The sequence below is a fragment of the Hymenobacter sp. YC55 genome, from assembly GCF_029433095.1.
Taxonomy (GTDB): Bacteria; Bacteroidota; Bacteroidia; order Cytophagales; family Hymenobacteraceae; genus Hymenobacter.
Genome location: NZ_JARNTX010000001.1, coordinates 2,909,839 through 2,929,144 on the forward strand (window position 1 = coordinate 2,909,839; position 19,306 = coordinate 2,929,144).

Below are 19,306 nucleotides of genomic sequence, written 5' to 3' on the forward strand. Positions count from 1 at the left end.
ACGACGGGCAGCTGGAACGCTATGCATTCTGGCTGCTGGCTCTCATTTCTACTAGTTAGAAAGTGACGTTAAGGCCCAAAATCAATGATTTCGCCAAAGGCAATCCGCCGTAGTCGACTCCTGACGTGAAGCCGCCGCCATTGTCGGTGTTCACGGCGTCAGGGTTATAGCCACCGTAGTATTTATCGTGGCCGAAGAAGTTTTCGGCCGTCACGTACACGCGGGCGCCCTGCGCTATTTGCTTGTTGATAACGCGGCCGAGGTCGTAGCCCAAGGTGATGTTGCGCACGCGGTAGTAATTCGACGAGTACAGCCAGTCGGTGTTTTTGAGGAAGCCGAAGTTGGTGGCCGCTTTGCCCTTGATGCCAGCACCCGGATCTTCTTCGGAGCGCCACCGGTCGCGCGAACGGCCTAACGCATTTTCCTGAAAGCCCACGCTCGTCCGGTCGATGGCACGACCAAGCAGCGAGTAGATGTAGCCGCCATTCTGTCCCTGAATCAAGAAGCTCAGGTCGAATCCTTTGTATTTGAAGTTGTTCGTGATGCCCCAAGTATATTTGGGGCTCGGCTGCCCTACTATCACCCGGTCGTTGGTGTCAATCTTACCGTCGCCGTTGGCGTCTTCGTAGCGGGGGTCGCCGGCGGTCTGGTTGCCGTAGCGCGGTGCCCCGTTGTCGATATCCGACTGGCTCAGAATACCGTTTTGCCGCACCACATAAATAGCGTACAGCGGCTGGCCGATCTGAATAACGTTGTTGGGCTCGTTGGTGACCGAGGGCACTTCAATCTTGGTCTGGCCCTCGCCTAGCCTGGTTACCTTGTTGGCATTGTGGCTGAAGTTGATGGACGTGGTCCAGCTTAAGGCATTGTTGAGGTTGGTGGTATTGAGCTCCACTTCCCAGCCTTTGTTTACCACTTCCCCAATGTTGACGAGGTTGGTGGCAAAGCCCGAAGCCGTTGGTATGGGTACGTTCAGCAGTAAGTCCTTGCTGGTTTTGGTGTAGTAGTCGAACGAGGCGTAAATGCGGTTTTTAAGCAAGCCTACGTCTATGCCAAAGTCTATCGTTTGGTTTTTTTCCCATCCTAGCTCGGGGTTGAACACCCGGTTCGGGGCCTGGCCCGTTGCCAACGTGCCCGCGTTGCCGCCGAACGTGTAGTTGTTGAAGCCGAGCGTGGCGATGCTATTGTAGTCGCCGATGCTGTTGTTGCCCGACAAACCAATGCTACTGCGAAGCTTCAATTCGCTCAGCTCGGATACGTCTTGCATGAAATTCTCCTGCGAAATGCGCCAGCCGAGCGAAGCCGCCGGGAAAACACCGAACTGTCTCTCCTTACCAAACCGCGACGAGCCATCGCGCCGTATACTGGTTGAGAGCAGGTATTTGCCTTCGTAAGCATACTGCAAACGGCCGAAGTAAGAAATCAGGATGTTCTTGGTTTCGGTGGTGTTGTTGCTGCCCGTGCCCGTGATATTGGTAGCTCCGTTGAGCGTCGTGACGGTGTTGTTGATAAAGCCCCCTGAGGCCGCCAGGCGCACGTTATCCAGCTTCGAGACGTTGTAGGCATAGCCCGCCAAGGCCGTAATATCGTGCTTGTCGCCAAGCACTTTCGAGTAGGTTATGGTATTCTCGTTAACCAACGTCTGCCGGCGGTAGCCACTATAGGAGCCCGAAGCCTGCGAGGTAGCCAACGTACGCCCAGGGGGCTGGTACGACTTGGCGGTTACGTCGTTGTTGTCGAGGTTGAGGGAAGACCGCAGCCGCAAGCCAGATAGAGGCTCGTACTCGGCGAAAACGGTGCTTAGGGTTCGGAAAGCATTGGTTTTGGCAATGGCATTTTCCATTACCGCTACTGGGCTAGACGTTGAAGTGCCCCACCGGTACGCTTCGTTCTTGCCGTACCCCGTGTATACGCCAGCGGTGTCTTCCACCACCGGCGCCATCGAAACCAGTTGGTGCAGGCGGTTGTCTTTGCCTTCTACGCCCGGGTCGTCGGTCACCGAATACGTGGGCGACATGTTCAAGCCGAACTTGAGGCGGTTGTTGGCCTTTATTTCCACGTTGGCCCGTGCCGAGTAGCGCTTATACCCCAGCCCGACTACCATGCCTTGCTGGCTGGTATAGTTGCCAGAAACGTAGTAGTTCACGTTTTCATTGGCCCCGCTGGCAGCTACCTGATAGCTCTGCGTAACGCCCGTGCGGAATGCTTCGTCTTGCCAATCGATGTACTGCAGGCCGGGGTGGCCGGGTTGCAGCCACCGCTCATCAATCATTTGGGAGGGTTGAATAGTCGTTACGCCCAGAATGCGCATGCGCTCCGCAGTGGTTTGGCTGGCCGTGCGAGCTGGCCCCGCGGCGGGCGTCGAGCGCACCCAGTTGGTATTAATAACTTCAATGGCTCGTTCCACCCATTCTTCGCTGCTCAGCAGATCGAGTTTTTTAGCGGCCTGGGAAATTCCGGCGTAGGTGTTGAGCGTGATTTGCGGCTTACCGGAGCGGCCTTTTTTAGTGGTAATCAGCACCACGCCGTTGGCCGCCCGCGAACCGTAGATGGCGGCGGCAGCAGCATCCTTCAATACCGTGATATTCTCGATGTCGTTGGGGTTGATGTTGTCGAGCGGGCTACCGTTAGCAAAGCGGCCGCCCCCGTTCTGCGACACGTTGTCGAGGGGAAAACCATCAATAACATACAGCGGCTCATTGCCGGCCGTAATGGAGCCCGCACCACGTACCTGCACACTAAATGCGCGCCCGGGTACACCGGTATTTTGCTTCACCTGTACGCCCGCCAACTGGCCTACCAATGCTTGGTCGACGCGAGCAATAGGACGCTCCTCGAGCCGGCTGGCGTCGAAGGTGGCTACTGCGCCGGTAACGTCAGCTTTCTTCTGCGTACCGTACCCGACTACCACTACTTCGTCGAGGCTCTTAGTGTCTTCGGTAAGCTTGATGCTGAGCTTTTCAGCCCCAGCAAACCGATGCTCTTGGGTCTGGAACCCAATGAAGCTGAAAACGAGGGTACCTGCTGTTTCGGGAACGGGTAAGGTGAAGCTGCCATCGGCGCCGGTAGTGGTGCCAATCGTAGTACCTTTCACTACCACGGTCACGCCGGGCAGGCCTTCGTTGTTCTGAGAAACCACCCGACCCGTTAGCTGCCATTCAGCTACTGTCTTGGTTAGAGGGCGGGCTTGTAGAGAGGTAATACCGGGTCCTGCTAGTAGCAAAGGCAGGCAGACCACTAGCTGGCCACGCCGCCATGTGTAGTTTTTCTTCATGAGCAATAGGTGGGAATGGGTTTATATGTAAACCAGCCTGTAACCCTGGTTTACATTAAAAGTATGCCCTTACTCACCCGTAACTCTCCTGTACCGTACCGCCTAGCAGAGTGATTTTGCAATAGTTTGTTCACAAGGTATTGCCCTAAGGCCACTTTTCCGGGTAATCCGTCTTTCCGTGGTGCCTGCTCAAGTCTTAGTTATTAACTGACAAAGACGTTGCCTTGCCTATCAGCTCTGCCAAATGGTATTGACGGGTTGTTTTGGCACTGGCAAGCAGCCCGTATCATTCCAATCCAGGAGCAGAGGAATTTAGGTCTGCCCCAATTTTTCTGTACTAATCCTTCTCTGCGCACTACTGAACAGGCATGCAGGCGCCGAAAACAAAAACAAAGGCCCGTCATGCTGAGCGTAGTCGAAGCATCTCGCGTGCTGCCGTTGTCAAAGTAGCTGTCATGCTGAGCGCAGTGCAACGAAGCCGAAGCATCTCGCTAGGGTGGTAATCACTACTCCTGTGTCAGCACGCGAGATGCTTCGGCTGCGCTCAGCATGACGGGCTTTTTACTACTGTCCACGCGCTAGCTTCTTTCTCACAACTTGAAGACGCGTAGAATATGAAAGAGCGAAGCCAGTGAATGTCGGCGTATTGTAGAGGCTAGCAGGCCTTGGTTTCAAGTTCTGCTCTAGGCAGCAGAACCTGAAACCAAAAACGTCATGCTGGCTCTGCCCGGCATGACGTTTTTGGTTTCAGCGTTGGTGGTATCTAATACCCCGGGTTCTGGTCGTAGAGGCCGGGCGCGGCGCTCAGCTCGGACTGTGGCACTGGGTAGATGATTTGATTGGCATCGATGTTCCGGGCCATGCGGTTGCGGGTGTCTTCCACCGGAATCCAGGCGTTCATGCGGGTCAATACCAGCCCTTCGCGCACCAGGTCGTGCCAGCGGGAACCTTCGCCGGCTAGCTCGCGGCGGCGTTCTTCCATGAGTTGCGGCAGGGTCACGTTGGCGAGTTTAGTGGTCACGCCGGCGCGGGCCCGCACTTGGTTTACAATATTGTCCACGTCAGTTTGGGTGCCGCCCACGCCATGCAGAATGCACTCGGCCTTCATCATCAGCAGATCGGTATAGCGCAATACAATCCAGTTGATGGGCCAATCGAGGCGGCCGGGGCCCCGCAGGTTTTCGTTGAGGTACTTCTTCATCAGCCAGCGCGTTTCGCGGAAGCCAGTGGTACTCACGTAGCCTTCGGCGAAGTTGAAAGTCTTGCGCACGTCGCCGGCCGGATACGAGTTCAGCAGGTCGTTGGCAATGGGCCGAATTTCCAGACCACCCGACGCGTACGGGATTTTCAGGAAGGTGAAGTACGCATCCGGTACCAGCAGGCCAGGAAAGTCGCTGCCAAGGCCGGTGCCCCCACCCTGGAACTGAATGTCGAAGACAACCTCCCGGTTGTTTTCATTGGTGTACGAGAAGATGTCGGGGTATGAAGCTAGAAACGAGTATTTCCCGCTGTTGAGCACGTCGTTGAGCAGCGGCAAAGCCAGATTATACTCGTTGGTGTTCAGGCCCGGCCCTTCGATGCCATAGGTCGGCCCTGAACGGGTCAGGTACACCAGCGCCAGCAGACTTTTGGCCGCGTTGGCCGTGGCCCGGCCTACGTTGGGCTTGTCAGCCGATACGGCGTTGTCGTAGGTGGCGGGCAGCGCGCTAATGGCCGCTTGCAGATCGGCAATAATCAGCTTGTACACGTCTTCCACCGGGCTGCGCGGAATTTTGGCTACGGCATCGGGGAGCAGCGCCGCTTCATAAATCGGCACCTTACCGAAAAACCGAACCAGGTCGAAGTAGTAAAAGGCGCGCAGAAACTTTGCCTCGCCTTCCAGGCGCGTGCGGCTGGCATCATTAACCACGCTGCCATTGGCGGCCAGTTGGTCGAGCACCGTATTCACCCGGAATATGCCGCGGTAGTTGGTGGTCCAGGCCTCCGCCACGTACGGGTTGTTGACCAGCGCCGTCGAGAAGTTATTGACCGGGGCCCAGTCGCGCACCCCCAGGTCATCGACACCGTAGATGTTGTCGGAGCGGGTTTCCGAGAGGTTCAGGGCCCGAGTGGGATAGCCCGTGAGCGGCTGATAGGCCGCGGCCAAGGCCTGATCGAAGTCAGCCTGGCTGCGGTAGAACGTAGGAGTCGAGCCGCTGGAAAGGGGATTTTGATCGAGCTCTTTCTCGCAGCCGCTTAGCGTAAGCCAAGTAGTTGCCGCTAGCAGATATATCGTCTTTTTCATGAGTTGCAGGAGAAGTAAGGCGAAGCTTAAAAAGTGACGTTAAGCCCCAGAATCAACGACTTGGTTAGCGGTAGGCCGCCGTAGTCCACGCCCACGGGGAAGCTGTCGTCGCCGCCGGCGGTGTTCACGGCTTCGGGGTTGAGGCCGCCCTTGTACTTGTCGTGCCCGAAGAAATTCTCGGCCGTTACGTAGATGCGGGCACCCTGCGCAACGCTTTTCTTGATCAGCAGCCCCAGATCGTAGCCCAGCGTGATGTTGCGGATGCGGTAGTAATCCGACGAGTACAGCCAGTCGGTGTTTTTGATGCGGCCGAAGGTGGAGTACGCCTTGCCGCGCAAGCCGGCGCCTGGGTCCTCGGGGGAACGCCACCGGTCACGGTACAGGCCCAACACGTTGTCGGGCTGGCCGGTACCGGTGCGGTCTACGGCCCTACCGAACAGCGAGTAGATAGAACCGCCGTTTTGGCCCTGCACCAGCACGCTCAAATCGAAGCCTTTGTACTTGAAGCTGTTCGTGATACCCCAGCTATAGTCGGCATTGGGGTGGCCCACAATCTGGCGGTCGTTGGCGTCAATCTTACCGTCGCCGTTGTAGTCCACATACTTTGGGTCGCCCACGGTTTGCGCGCCGTAGCGGGCCACTCCGTTGTCGATGTCGGCTTGCGAGATAATACCATCCTGCTTCACCACGTAGATGCTGTAGAGCGGCTGGCCTACTTGCAAGATGTTGTTGGGAATATCGAAGGCCGAAAGCACCTGAATTGGCGCGTCACCTTCGCCCAGGTGCACTACCTTGTTGGTGTTGTGGCTCACGTTCAGGGAAGTGGTCCATTGGAAAGCACCCACAAAGTTGCGGGTAGTCAGCTCCAGTTCCTGCCCCCGGTTCAGCACCTCCCCAATGTTGGTAAGCTGCGTGGCAAAGCCGGTCCCGGCCAACACCGGAATGTTGAGCAGCAGGTCTTTGCTGGTTTTGGTGTAGTAGTCGAACGAGCCCGTGATGCGGTTTTTCAAGAGTCCAAAGTCAAAGCCAACGTCGTAGGTGCGCGACCGTTCCCACTTCAAATCGGGGTTGTTGACGCGGTTCGGGGCTTGGCCATTGAACTGCGTGCCGCCGAAGGGGTAGTTGTAGATGCCGAGCGTGGGAATGCTGCTGTAGTCGCCGATGCCGTTGTTGCCGGAGTAGCCCACGCTGGCCCGCAGTTTCAGGTCGCTGATGGGGGTCAGGTTTTGCATGAAATTCTCTTGCGAGATGCGCCAGCCCAGCGAAGCCGCCGGGAAGACGCCAAACTTGGTATTCTCACCAAACCTTGACGAGCCGTCGCGCCGGATACTGGCCGACGCCAGGTACTTGCCACCGAAGGCGTACTGCAAGCGCCCGAAGTATGAAATCAGGACGTTTTGGGTTTCAGTGGTGTAGTTGTTACCTGTGCCGCTGATGGTGGTAGCGGCGTTCAGTGTCGTGACGGCGCTGTTCACGAAGCCGTTGGAAGCCGCCAAGGCCTGCGCATTCAGCTTGGTGAAGTTATAAGAGTAGCCAGCCAAGCCCGTCAGGTCGTGCTTGCCGCCCAGCGTCCGGTTGTAGGTCAGCGTGTTCTCGTTCACGAAGGTTTGCTTGCGGAACGAGCTGAACGAACCCGTGGACTGCCGGTTGCCGAGGCTGCCGTTCACGAAGGCTGGGCTGTACGACTTGGACTCGGAGTCGGTGTTGTCGAAGTTGGCCGTGGAGCGGAAAGCCAGGTTTTTAATGGGCTGAAACTCGGCGTAGATGGTACCCAGCGTGCGCAGGCTACGCGTGTCCCCGATGGCATTTTCCAGCACCCGAATCGGGCTGTTGCGCGTGAAGCCCCAGGCGTAGTTGGTGAAGTCGCCGGTATTGGTGTTCAGCCCCGCCGCGCTTTCCACCACCGGCGACGTGGAAATGATGTTTTGCATCAGGTTGTCTTTGCCTTCCACGCCAGGGTCCTGGCTGATGGCATAAGACGGAGAAATATTCAAGCCAAACTTAAACTTGTCGCTGGCTTTCACTTCCACGTTGGCACGGGCCGAGTAGCGCTTGTAGCCTAGCCCAATCACCACGCCGTCTTGCTTCTGGTAGTCGCCGGAAACGTAGTAGTTCACAAAGTCGCTGGCGCCGCTGGCCGAGAGCTGAATGTCTTGAGTGAAGCCGGTCCGGAATGCCTCGTCCTGCCAATCCACGTAGTCGAGGCCCGGGTGGCCGGGTTGCAGCCACCGGTCGTCGATCATCAGCGTGGGGTTGATGGTGTTTACGCGCAGAATGGCTTGGCGCTCGGCGGTGGTCTGGCTGGCTAAGCGGCCAGGGCCGGAGTTCACCCAGTTGGCGTTGATAATTTCGATAGAGCGGTCCACCCACTCCTCGGAGTTCAGCATATCCAGCTTGCGCACGGCCTGCACAAAGCCCGCGTAGGTATTGAGGTTGATTTTCGGCTTGCCCGACCGGCCGCGCTTGGTGGTGATGAGCACCACGCCGTTGGCCGCCCGCGAACCGTAGATGGCCGCCGCCGCGGCATCCTTCAGTACCTCGATATTCTCGATGTCGTTGGGGTTGATGTTGTCGAGCGGACTACCCGTACCAAAACGGCCCGACGAGTTTTGCGACGCTGCCTCCAAGGGAAAACCGTCGATAACGTACAGGGGCTCGTTGTTGGCGGTGATGGAGCCCGAGCCCCGCACCTGCACCGAAAAGCCACGGCCGGGCACGCCCGTCGTCTGCTTCACTTGCACGCCCGCCAGCTGCCCCACCAGCGCCTGATCGACGCGGGTCACGGGCCGCTCGGTTAGCTTCTCGGCATTGAACGATGCAATAGCCCCGGTTACGTCGCCCCGCTTCTGCGTGCCGTACCCAACCACCACTACCTCATCGAGGTTCTTAACGTCTTCGCCGAGCGTAACCGTAACGGGTCCGGGACCCGTAAAGCTTTGCTCTTTGGTTTGAAACCCAATGTAGCTAAATACCAGGGTGCCCGCTTTCTCGGGCACAGACAGCGTGAAAGTGCCATCAGCGCCCGTAGACGTGCCAACCGTGGTGCCTTTGAGCACCACCGTAACGCCTGGCAAGCCTTCGTTGGTTTTAGAAACCACGCGGCCGGTTATCTGCCATTCGGCCACCATCTTGGTTGATGGGCGAGCCTGTACTGCGGTTACTCCTGGCCCTGCCAGGAGCAACAGGGGCAAACACACCGCGAACCGGCCGTGCTGCCGCTTGTAGTTTTTTTTCATGAGCAGTATGGGTAGGGTTTAGAAGCAAAGAGCTGTTAATGACTTCTCTAGTCGACCCTAAGCTATTTTATGACCTGCCCGAAACTCTCCTGTACCGTACCGTCTGCGGCGTTTCTAGTGAAATTAATTATTCAATAAAGTATATAGTTATTCAACTTGTTACCTCCTATCTGCAGCACATTCGTGCTTGCTAGCTACACCAAGTTTGGAAATAGGGGGCCTTCTATTTGCTATTGTTCCGCCCTACCCTGCGCACTACAAGCTTCAGAATAGCCGCAAGTCGCAGTGCCTAATTCTTCCCCTGAGTTGGAGTGGGCCACGTATCGGTGCGAAAAGGCGAGGCTGGCAAGCCAGCGGCGTTGTAGAAATTAGGCTCCGGCGAAATGCTCCACCCGAAACGCACGGCCACCGGCTGCTTTACTTTCTCGCTCCACACCACCACGGTATTGCCTTCTATTTGGGCCTGCGCGGGCACAAATACGCTGTCAGGCCCTGCTACCGAGAACTTGCGCAGCGGCCCGCCTTTGGCTTGCAAGCCGTCGGCGTACTTGAACTGCAGGCGGGCTTTGCCGTTTTCCACTTTCATGGATTCATAGATGGGCCCCGAATAAGGCAGCTTGGTTTCACCGTACTCGTGGCTCAGGGCCCACAGCGCCAGCCGGTGTCCCACCACCTGCTTGTTGCGCGGATGGATGTCGAGCGAGTCTCCGGCGTCGGTGATGACGGCCATGCCGGTGTGGGGCACGGTTTGCATGGTCACCAGCTGCGACTCCCGAATTTCAGGGTTCTGGCTGCGGTTGGGGGCTATTTGCACGAAGTAGAATGGCAGGTTGGGTTGCTGCCAGTCTTGACGCCAGTTGGCAATCAGGGCCGGAAACAGCTTGCGGTACTGGTAGGCGCGCTCGGCATTGCTCTCGCCCTGGTACCAGATAACCCCGCGCAGCGTGTACGGTATCAGACCCTTGATCATGCCGTTGTAGAGCTTGTAGGGCGACTTGTTGCTGGTGGCGCTAAGCGGTTCGGCGGGCTTAGGGCGGGTGGTTTGGGGGTTGGCTTCGCGCTCCTGCTTCCAGGCCGCCAATGCGGTTTCGTAGGCGGGGCGCTGTGTGAGGCCCTGCTCGTAGCGGGTCAGAATCGGGCGCAGCTCCGGGTCTTTTTCCAGCACGTCTTTGCGCGTCCAAGATTCGGCTGGCGTCCCTCCCCACGACGAGTGAATCAGCCCAATCGGCACCTTAGTTTTCTCGTGGATTTCCTGCCCAAAAAAGTACGCCACGGCCGAAAAATTGCCGACCGTCTCGGGGCTGCACACCGCCCAGCTACCTTGCACGTCGCGCTCCGGCGTGTCGGCCACCTTTTGCACCACCGTAAACATCCGGATGTTGGGGTAGTTGGCTTTCGAAATTACTTCCTCGGTGTTGATGATGCCCGTGTAGGAGCCGCTGTTGGGCCGTTTGGTTACCGGGAAGTTCATGTTCGACTGGCCCGAGCACAGCCATACCTCTCCAAGCAGCACGTTGTGGATGGTCAACTGCTTTTTGCCTTGCACCTTAATAGTGTAAGGGCCGCCAGCTTTGCCGGTAGGCACACGCACCAGCCAATTACCTTCTTTGTCGGCTACCACGTTGCGCGGTGCTTTCTGCCAGCCAACTGTCACGGTTACGGCTTCGCCCGGCGCGGCCCAGCCCCAGAGCGCCACATTTGTTTTCTGCTGCAGCACCATGTTGTCGGTCATCAGCGCCGGCAGCGTAACATCGGCGCGGGAGGCAAAGGGGGCTAGCAAGAGTAGCAAGAGCAACTTGTGGCGCATATCGCAGGGGAATTCTAACAGATTATGAGAATGAGAAAACCTCAAAAAGATGTAATAAGAACGTCATGCTGAGCGCAGTCGAAGCATCTCGCTAGTGTAGTAAACCCTTCTGTCAGCTCAACGATTCAAGCGAGATGCTTCGACTGCGCTCAGCATGACAATAGTATTACAACGGCAGCACGCAAGATGCTTCGACTGCGCCTCTGGCTCCGCTCAGCATGACAGCTACTTTAGCAACATCAGCACGCGAGATGCTTCGCCCCCTGGCTTGAGGCGCCACATGCTTAGCAGGACAGCTACTTTGGCAATGTCCGTATACCAACTGCTTCGACAGGCTCAGCATGACGGCCTTTACTTGATAGTGACCTTTTACTAGGTAGTAGTCGTGCACCGAGGATCAAGCAATCTTGAACACGAAGGCTGAGGCTGTCATGCTCTTGCCGCCTTGCGAGGCGCCGAACAGGTATTCTGGCTTGCCGTTGCGCATAAGCAACTGCGGGCGTTCGAGCCGGCCATAGCGTTTCAGGTTTTTGGGGGCGGGCGGCTCCTGCACGCCGTATTCGCGCAAGGGCAGGAAAGCCACTTTTGGGAAGGTCCACTCCTTACCGTCTTTGGATTCTAGGTACAGCCCTACTTCGTGGTTATATACGCCCATGTCGCGGGCCAGCATCTTGAACCGGTCCTGCTCGCGCCACACAAAGGCATCCTCGAACTGCTTGTTGCTGCCCTGTTTCGAGAAGTCGATGACCGGGTTGCCAGCGTACTTCACGTAGGGGCCCTCCAGTTGCTCGGCCACGGCCAACCCATATTTCCGATTTCCCCGAATGGTAGGGTCTGTGGCCGTAAGGTAGTCCTGCGTATTCCACGACTTATAGTACAGCCAATACTGCCCGTTGGGGTGCTTGATAAAGGCCGGGTTGGTGGTGCAATGGTCGTCCCAGGCACCGGTTTCCCCTGCTTCGAGCAGGGGTTGGTCGGGGCGTTGCCAGGGGCCGTTGAGCGAGTTGGCGGTGGCCAGACCGATGCGCTTGGTGTCGGTTTTGCCGTTGGAGTTGCCCATAAAAAACAGGCAGTACTTGCCGTCCACGAACTGAATGCTCGGGTTGTGGCAGGTGGTGGCGTCCCAATAGCCGGGCCCACGCGGCGCCAGCACCGTTTCAAGGTACTCGAACGGTCCGGTTGGCGAATCAGCTACGGCGTGGGCAATTTCCGAGCTGTTGAGCCAGCCGCCCATGCCTTTGGCCTTCGGCCAACGCGAGAAGAAAACGTGCACCTTACCATCGGGCCCGTAAATCGGCGAGTTGCACCACACGTACCAATCTGGCAGTTCCAACGCCCGCCCAACGAGCTTCAGGTGCTTACTGAATTTCGACAAGCTGTGCTTCGGCAAGTCGAGTAAACGGCCTGCTGAAAAACCTGCTGCCGCCCGTGCAAACGGTGCCAGTACCAGCCCTGTTAAGAAAGCTCTCCGACTTAGCATCTATAAAGTGGCTTTGGCAATTTCCACCGCGTATATCTGACTGCTTCCCTCGAAGTTGGCGCGGAAAATAATCCACTTCTCATCGGGCGAAAAGTGCACGTTCGGCTCTAGGGCGTACTGGTGCTGCTTCATGTTTACTAGCTTCTCCGACTTGAACTTGCTGCCCTCGGGTCGGAACAAGTAAATCCACTTGCCATCGGGTGCCTTGGCCACCGCGGTTTCGTTGCCCCCGTCGCCGGCAAACAGCTTTTGGTTGGGCGAAATAGTGTAGTGCACTGACCATTCGTTGCGGTCCAGCTGGTACTGCTTTTCCTGGCCCGATTTCAGGTCGGTGCCAGTTACGTAGAAAGTGGCGCCGCGCGGGAGTTGCTGGTCGAACCAAATGGTTTTGCCGTCGGGTGCAAAGAACTCGTGGCCGGCAATTTCCATATCCATCGTGCGCTTGTGCACCAGCTTCACGTCCTTGGTTTTCGTATCGATAGTCCAGATGCGGTCCACTTTATGCCAAGGGCCTTCGTGGCAAAACATTAGCAGTTGCGGATCGGCAGGCGAAAATTGTACGTGGTTCAGCCAGGCGTTGTCAGTGAACAGCTTGGTTAGCTGCCCATTCTGCACGTTCACCGTGAAGAGAGTCCGCGGCAGTTTCGCTTCGTAAATCCGGTTGAAAAAGTCGCTCTTGGCCGGATATTTCCGGGATATTTCCTTTTCCTCATCCGTCGACCAAGCCCCGCCGAGTAGCGTTTCGTCGGCGTTGAGGGTGGTAATGCTGGCTTTGAAATCGGCGGGAAACACTAAAACCAGCCGGGTCTTTTTGGTGTCGACGTGCGTGGCATACACACTGTCGCCGGTCTGATAAAACACTTCCCGGCGCTTAGGTGCCAGAATTTCCCCGCCCACCGCAGCAAAGGCCCGCGTCAGCGGTTCGCTCTGCCGGGTTTTCAAGTTTACCACGTACAGCTGCTTGCCCTGCAGACTCTTGTGGTAGTACACCATCTTGTCGCCCTCCTTGCCTAATTGCTTCACAAAGGGATTGTTGTGAAAGTAGAAGCTCTCATTATCTCCTGCCAAGGCACTTAGCCGCACAACTTTATGCCCCGTTGCTTGGTCTACCCATTCGGCCGCCGCCATGGGTTTTTCCGAGCCGGTAACAAGGGTTTTTTGGGCTTGAGCCCCTATTCCTAGCAGCAAAAGGCCACTGAGCAAGGCAAGGGAACGGGTTGTTTTCATGGGTGGGAAGAAGAAAGAGGTTGGTGGTCATTTCAGGTGCTCGTAGTTCGGCGCCAGGGTCCGCAGCGCCTCCGGCACGTTCACGTAGCGGGCCAAGTCGCGCAGGGCAATGACTTGGTAGTGGTTGTCGTGCAGATACTTCAGATACTCCTCGAACAGAGCCGGTGGGGTCGTCACCCAGTCGTGCGCGTTGTCGGGGACGCCGTGCACCGTGAGCACCACAATTTTGCCGTTGCGGGCTTGCTGCACCACCGCCTTGATGTCGAGCTTATCGGCAATAGCAGTGCTGAAGCTCGGAATCAGAAACGGGTGGTCGGTGGTGGGGTCGTAGGCGCGGCGGCCACCGGCGCGGGCAAACTGATAGCCTTGCGCCTGCAACACTGCCAGCGAAGCAGGGTGCGTGTCGTAGCCGGGATAGGCGAAAGTGGTAGGCTTAGGGATGCGGTAGGTGGCGCAGCGCTTCTCTATCGAATCTAGCTCAGTCTTGAATTGGGCGGGCGTCAGCTTGTTTACGTGCCGGTGCGTGAGCGTGTGGCTCGCTACCTCGAAGCCTGCCTGGTGCAATTGCTGTATCTGCGGCCAGCTCATGTACTTGGTTTTGTCGGCAAAGTCGGGCGGAAATTCGCACACGTAGAACGTGCCGCCGAAGCCGTACTTTTTCAGAAGCGGGGCCACCACCGTGGCGTGGCTCACCACGCCATCATCGAAGGTGAGCACCACTAGCTTGTCAGGAATGGGCTGCCGGAGCACCTGCGCGTGGGCACCGGAAGCTGTTGCCAGCCACCACGCCACCATCAGCCAGAAAACTCGTTGGGAAGTTTGCGCCACTGCTACCAAAATCAAGGTGGAAGACCTAACAAGAAAGCACGATGGCAGCCCCAAACCCTCCTGTACTCTTCGGTAGGCCTCTGGCCGCGCTCTGAAATACAGAAGTCACCGCCAATCTGCTGTTGCCGTACCACTGTCTAGCTTCTCCTTACTGTTGTTTTCTAAACAATGAAGGCATCTTAGTGGTAGAAGTCAGTTCAATCAAAGAAAAGGAATGTACCTTTTCGGCGCTCTTACTGCCTTTCCTACTTCCACACAACTAGGGCTAGCCCCGAAACCAAACTCATAAAACGATGAGCGAAACGCCAACCAAGTACTCCTTTGGCATGATCGGCCTAGGAACGATGGGTCGCAACCTCCTGCTGAACATTGCTGACCACGGTTTTGCCGTGGCGGGCTATGATAAAAGCCAAAAACAAGTAGACCTGTTACGGGAGGAGAGCGAGGGCAAAGCCGTAGAAGGCTTTTCCGACCCGGAAGCTTTCGTACAAAGCATTGCCACTCCGCGCGCTATCATGATGCTGGTGCCCGCGGGCCCCATCGTAGACGCCGTAATTGTGGAGATGCAGCAGTACTTAAGCCCCGGCGACATCCTCATCGACGGGGGCAATTCGCACTTCACCGATACCGAACGCCGCGCCACTTCCCTGGAAAAGGTTGGCCTGCACTTCTTCGGGATGGGCGTCTCGGGCGGCGAGGAAGGTGCCCGTTTCGGCCCAAGCATGATGCCCGGCGGCGACCGGGAAGCCTACAAGGTGATGCAGCCCGTGTTCGAGGCTATTGCGGCTAAAGTTGACGGAGCCCCCTGCGTGGCCTACATGGGTCCAGGCGCAGCGGGTCACTACGTGAAAATGGTGCACAACGGCATCGAGTATGGCCTGATGGAGCTGATTGCCGAAACCTACGGCGTGATGAAAAACGGCCTCGGTATGGATAACGAAGCCATCCGCCAGACCTTCACGAAGTGGAACGAAGGCCGGCTCCAGTGCTACCTGGTCGATATTACCAAGGATATTTTCGCCTACAAAGCCCCCGACACCGACCATCTGCTGCTCGACGACATCCGCGACGAAGCCCGGTCCAAAGGCACCGGTAAGTGGACCTCGCAATCGGCAATGGACGTGGCCTTACCCATCCCAACCATCGACAACGCCGTGTCGATGCGTGACCTGTCGAAGTTCAAGGCACTACGCGAACAACTGGCCGCTCTGTATCTACCGGTTGCCTCGCCACTTTCCGGCGACAAAGAAGAGTTGCTTCGCCAACTAGAAGAGGCGCTTTACTTCAGCATGGTGGTCACGTATGCGCAGGGCATGCACCTGCTAGCTAGCGCATCGAAAGACCTTAAGTACGACTTGCAGCTGGCTACTATTGCCAAAATCTGGCGTGGCGGCTGCATCATCCGGTCGGTGTTCTTGAACGATATTTTCAATGCCTTCGAGCAAAACAAGGAGTTAGAGCACTTGCTGCTTGATCCAAACGTGCAAAAACAAGTAACGAGCGTGCTGCCTGGTGCCCGCACTGTAGTAGGAGCCGCGGTAGCGGCTGGTATGGCAGTACCCGCCTTCTCGGCTTCGCTGAGCTACTTCGAGGCGCTACGGACGGCACGCCTGCCCTCCAACCTGATTCAGGCGCAGCGGGATTATTTCGGGGCGCACACATACGAACTGATTGGGCACGAAGGCGTTTTCCACACCCAATGGACGCCCAAGCACGAAGATGCGACCTTCAAGAAGGGCGCGCAGGTGGAAGAGGAACCCCAAAGCCAGCAGCCGGTAACTCCGAACAAGTAGTCCTCCCCCATCTGTTAAGCAAACGGCATGAACACCAACGAGAAAATCCAGCCGACCATCTTCGTCATCTTTGGCGGCACCGGCGACCTGAACGCGCGCAAGCTGGCCCCGGCGCTTTATAATCTGTATCTGGAAGGCTGGCTGCCCAAGCAGTTTTCCATTATTGGTACAGGCCGTACCAAGCTCCAAGACGGGGAGTTCCGCGACAACCTCTTGAAGGATATCAACCAGTTTTCGCGCAGCGGCAAGGTGAAGCCAGAACAGTGGGAAATCTTCTCCCAAAACTTGTTTTACCAGGCTTCCGACTTGAACGACGCCGAAACCTACAAGGAATTTGGCACCCGCATTCAGCAGCACGAAACCGACTGGCACACGCGCGCCAACGTCATCTACTACTTGGCGGTGGCGCCCAACTTCTTCCCCATCATTGCCGAAAACCTGGCCAAGAGCAAGCTCACCAGGGACGCGGAGCGCACCCGCATCGTGATTGAGAAGCCGTTTGGGCACGATTTAGAGTCGGCGAAGGCTCTGAATCAGTTGTTGATGCGCATCTTCAACGAGCGGCAGATCTACCGCATCGACCACTACCTGGGCAAGGAAACCGTGCAGAACATCATGGCGTTCCGGTTCGCCAACTCCATCCTGGAGCCCACCTGGAACCGCAACTACATCGACCACGTGCAGATTTCGGTTACCGAGCAGCTCGGCGCTGGCGAGCGAGCCGGCTACTACGACGGGTCCGGCGCCCTGCGCGACATGATTCAGAACCACCTGCTGCAACTGCTGTGCATCGTGGCCATGGAACCGCCCGTCAGCTTCAACGCCGAGGAAGTGCGCAACCGCAAAGTGGACGTGCTGCGGGCCATGCGCCGGTTTTCGCCCGAAGATGTGCGCTTGTCTACGGTGCGCGGGCAGTACGGCGGCGGCTGGATTGAAGGCAAAGAAGTACCCGGCTACCGCGACGAGCTAGGCTCGGACTCCAACACCGAAACCTTTGCTGCCGTGAAGTTTTTCGTGGACAACTGGCGCTGGGAAGGCGTACCGTTCTATCTGCGCACCGGCAAGCGGATGCACCAGTCGGCTTCCGTCATTACCATTCAGTTCAAAGACGTACCGCACTTCATGTTCCCGGCCGCGGCGGCCGACAGCATCAGCCACAACCGCCTCATCATCAGCATTCAGCCCGAAATGAGCATTCGGCTGCAAGTGCAAGCCAAGCGCCCCGGACTCGATATGGTGCTCAACACCGTGGACATGGTGTTTGACTACAAAGGCACTTATACCAACCAAGCCCCCGAAGCCTACGAAACGCTGCTGCTCGACACCATGCTCGGCGACCAAACGTTGTTCATGCGCGGCGACCAAGTGGAAGAAGCCTGGGACCTGATTATGCCGATTCTGAACACCTGGCAAGGCCGTAAGAGCCTCAACTTCCCCAACTACTCAGCCGATTCGTGGGGCCCGGAATCGGCGGAAGCTCTTATTGCCCGTGAAGGCTTCCACTGGTTTACGCTTCCCGTCAACAACAAGAAAAAACCGGCCTAATGAAGCTTCACATTTCTCCGGCTACCACCGAAGTGCTGCGTGAGTTGGCCGATTATTTTGTGGCTACAGCCAAGCAGGCTATTGCCACGCACGGCCGGTTCACCGTGGCTCTCTCGGGTGGCAGCTCGCCCAAAAAGCTCTATGAGCTGCTTGCGTCCGATGCGTTCAAAGGCCAGCTCGATTGGACCAAGGTATATTTCTTTTTCGGCGATGAGCGTAATGTGCCGCACACCGATTCGCAGAGCAATTACCTGATGGCGAAAACCGCCATGTTCGAGCCCCTGCACATCGACGCGGCCCAGACTTTTCCGGTAGACACCAGCCTTTCTCCTGCCGAAGCTGCCCAAGCCTATACCACGGCCATCAATCAGCTCTTTGGCAGCGAGCCAGCCCGCTTCGACTTGGTGCTGCTCGGCCTCGGCGACAATTCGCACACGGCTTCCTTGTTCCCGCACACGCCCGTGCTCCACGACGAGTCTGTTGGGGCAAAAGAGGTGTATGTAGAGGAAATAAAGGCCGACCGGATTACGCTGACGGCTCCGCTCATCAACCAAGCCAAAGCCATTGCCTTCCTAGTTTTCGGCGAAGACAAGGCCGCCGCCGTGAAGCACATTCTCGAAGACCCACGCGACATCGAGAGTTTCCCCGCGCAGCTGATTGCGCCAGTTACTGGCGAGTTGCACTGGTTTCTAGATACGGCCGCTGCCTCTAAGCTAGAACAGCAGACTACCTAAGCTTGGTATCAGCAACAACAAAGAAGGTCCTGCTACGCTTGCCGTGGCAGGACCTTCTTTGTTTAGCGTTAGCATCGATATTGCCGAGCTAAGGCAGTTCTGCGAAATCGGTGGCTGGCTGAGGTGCTGCTCCGGCTCGTAACACCTGCGCCTGTCCGTCGCGGACAATTAAAGCGGCCTTGGCCAAACCAAGAAACAAGCCGTGCTCTACCAGGCCGGGAATGGTTTTGAGCTGCTGCGCTAGCTCGGCGGGATTAGGCAAGTGCCCAAAGTGACAGTCGACCAGCAGATTCCCCTGGTCGGAGTGGGCGTACTTCTCCGGCTCGTTTCGGTCCATCCGCACCACCGGGTTTCCCCCTATGGCTGCTACGGCATCCATGACCCAAGGCAGCGCAAACGAAACGACCTCTAGTGGCAGCGGAAACTGGCCAAGCTCCGCCACTGCTTTCGATGAATCGGCAATGACGAGCATGTAGTTGGAGGCTGTAGCCAGCACTTTTTCCCGCAGCAACGCCCCGCCGCCGCCTTTTATCAGGTTTAACTGCGGGTCTAGCTCGTCGGCTCCGTCCACAGTCAAGTCGAAGCGCAAGCCACGGTGGGGCTCTACCAACGGGATACCAAGTTGGCGGGCCAGATTCTCGCTGGTTATTGAGGTAGCAGTGGCTTGAATGCGTAGTTCACCGGCTTGCACCTTTTGGCCGAGTAGCTTTATGAAGTGTGCCGCCGTGCTGCCAGTACCTAAGCCAACCAACATTCCGTCGCGCACCCACTGCAACGCTGCCCGGGCTGCCACCTGCTTTTCCTGATCTAGTAGCTCTTTATCTTTTATGGGGGCCATTGGGTTGGATCTTGCTAAAGGGTGGAACCTGCTTCTGGGTTGAACATACGCGCTTCCTTGCCAAATCGGAGCACATGCCGCACTACACTTTCAAGTAAACGATTCGCGCTATAGATTGGGCACAACCCAAACAAGCCGCCACTGCTCTGCCAAGCAATCAGTTAGTCAACTGTGAGAAGCAGGCAGCTAAGCATTTGTTCAACTGTTTGCTTTGTACCACAGCTCTTCCGAAGCATGGCTACTGCTTTGGCTGCACAACT

11 protein-coding genes are annotated in these 19,306 nt (G+C 57.1%); 3 read left to right on the forward strand and 8 right to left on the reverse strand.

Going from position 1 to position 19,306, the window contains the following annotated elements:
- Window positions 1–55: 55 nt before the first annotated feature.
- The 7 genes from P1X16_RS12095 to P1X16_RS12125 all read right to left on the reverse strand — a co-directional run bounded on the left by P1X16_RS12095 (window position 56) and on the right by P1X16_RS12125 (window position 14,136).
- On the reverse strand, window positions 56–3,274 hold the full coding sequence (locus P1X16_RS12095) for a TonB-dependent receptor (protein WP_277229143.1): 3,219 nt from the start codon (window positions 3,272–3,274) through the stop codon (window positions 56–58).
- 763 nt (window positions 3,275–4,037) lie between these two features.
- Window positions 4,038–5,558: a RagB/SusD family nutrient uptake outer membrane protein gene (locus P1X16_RS12100; protein ID WP_277229144.1), complete on the reverse strand. Its 1,521-nt coding sequence runs from the start codon at window positions 5,556–5,558 to the stop codon at window positions 4,038–4,040.
- A gap of 26 nt (window positions 5,559–5,584) precedes the next feature.
- Window positions 5,585–8,794: a TonB-dependent receptor gene (locus P1X16_RS12105; RefSeq protein ID WP_277229145.1), complete on the reverse strand. Its 3,210-nt coding sequence runs from the start codon at window positions 8,792–8,794 to the stop codon at window positions 5,585–5,587.
- A gap of 289 nt (window positions 8,795–9,083) precedes the next feature.
- Complete coding sequence (locus P1X16_RS12110) at window positions 9,084–10,601, reverse strand: sialate O-acetylesterase (protein WP_277229146.1); 1,518 nt, start codon at window positions 10,599–10,601, stop codon at window positions 9,084–9,086.
- A gap of 397 nt (window positions 10,602–10,998) precedes the next feature.
- Window positions 10,999–11,976 carry a glycoside hydrolase family protein gene (locus P1X16_RS12115; protein ID WP_277229147.1) on the reverse strand — a complete coding sequence of 326 codons (978 nt, stop codon included), beginning with the start codon at window positions 11,974–11,976 and terminating at the stop codon, window positions 10,999–11,001.
- Window positions 11,977–12,081: 105 nt separating this feature from the next.
- Window positions 12,082–13,308: an oligogalacturonate lyase family protein gene (locus P1X16_RS12120; protein WP_277229148.1), complete on the reverse strand. Its 1,227-nt coding sequence runs from the start codon at window positions 13,306–13,308 to the stop codon at window positions 12,082–12,084.
- A 27-nt stretch (window positions 13,309–13,335) separates the two neighbouring features.
- Window positions 13,336–14,136: a polysaccharide deacetylase family protein gene (locus tag P1X16_RS12125; RefSeq protein ID WP_277229149.1), complete on the reverse strand. Its 801-nt coding sequence runs from the start codon at window positions 14,134–14,136 to the stop codon at window positions 13,336–13,338.
- A gap of 293 nt (window positions 14,137–14,429) precedes the next feature.
- Between P1X16_RS12125 and gndA the strand changes: the two genes are divergently transcribed.
- Genes gndA through pgl form a run of 3 tightly spaced genes read left to right on the forward strand, consistent with a single transcriptional unit; the run spans window position 14,430 to window position 18,208 of the window.
- The gene (gene gndA, locus P1X16_RS12130) at window positions 14,430–15,929 is read left to right on the forward strand and encodes an NADP-dependent phosphogluconate dehydrogenase (protein ID WP_277229150.1); all 1,500 of its coding nucleotides are present in this window, start codon (window positions 14,430–14,432) and stop codon (window positions 15,927–15,929) included.
- Window positions 15,930–15,956: 27 nt separating this feature from the next.
- Window positions 15,957–17,474 (forward strand): glucose-6-phosphate dehydrogenase, encoded by a 1,518-nt coding sequence (zwf, locus tag P1X16_RS12135; RefSeq protein ID WP_277229151.1) that lies wholly within the window; start codon window positions 15,957–15,959, stop codon window positions 17,472–17,474.
- Window positions 17,474–18,208 carry a 6-phosphogluconolactonase gene (pgl, locus tag P1X16_RS12140; protein ID WP_277229152.1) on the forward strand — a complete coding sequence of 245 codons (735 nt, stop codon included), beginning with the start codon at window positions 17,474–17,476 and terminating at the stop codon, window positions 18,206–18,208. Before zwf ends, pgl begins: the two co-directional genes overlap by 1 nt.
- Window positions 18,209–18,296: 88 nt before the next feature.
- Here the strand turns inward: pgl and rpiA are convergent, their stop codons facing one another.
- Complete coding sequence (gene rpiA / locus P1X16_RS12145; RefSeq protein ID WP_277229153.1) at window positions 18,297–19,046, reverse strand: ribose-5-phosphate isomerase RpiA; 750 nt, start codon at window positions 19,044–19,046, stop codon at window positions 18,297–18,299.
- Window positions 19,047–19,306: the final 260 nt, after the last annotated feature.

What these genes read in the sequence shown, in the direction of transcription:
- P1X16_RS12095 (WP_277229143.1), bottom strand. Translation starts at nt 3,274, where the DNA reads ATGAAGAAAAACTACACATGGCGGCGTGGCCAGCTAGTGGTCTGCCTG.
- P1X16_RS12100 (WP_277229144.1), bottom strand. Translation starts at nt 5,558, where the DNA reads ATGAAAAAGACGATATATCTGCTAGCGGCAACTACTTGGCTTACGCTA.
- P1X16_RS12105 (WP_277229145.1), bottom strand. Translation starts at nt 8,794, where the DNA reads ATGAAAAAAAACTACAAGCGGCAGCACGGCCGGTTCGCGGTGTGTTTG.
- P1X16_RS12110 (WP_277229146.1), bottom strand. Translation starts at nt 10,601, where the DNA reads ATGCGCCACAAGTTGCTCTTGCTACTCTTGCTAGCCCCCTTTGCCTCC.
- P1X16_RS12120 (WP_277229148.1), bottom strand. Translation starts at nt 13,308, where the DNA reads ATGAAAACAACCCGTTCCCTTGCCTTGCTCAGTGGCCTTTTGCTGCTA.
- gndA (WP_277229150.1), top strand. Translation starts at nt 14,430, where the DNA reads ATGAGCGAAACGCCAACCAAGTACTCCTTTGGCATGATCGGCCTAGGA.
- zwf (WP_277229151.1), top strand. Translation starts at nt 15,957, where the DNA reads ATGAACACCAACGAGAAAATCCAGCCGACCATCTTCGTCATCTTTGGC.
- pgl (WP_277229152.1), top strand. Translation starts at nt 17,474, where the DNA reads ATGAAGCTTCACATTTCTCCGGCTACCACCGAAGTGCTGCGTGAGTTG.
- rpiA (WP_277229153.1), bottom strand. Translation starts at nt 19,046, where the DNA reads ATGGCCCCCATAAAAGATAAAGAGCTACTAGATCAGGAAAAGCAGGTG.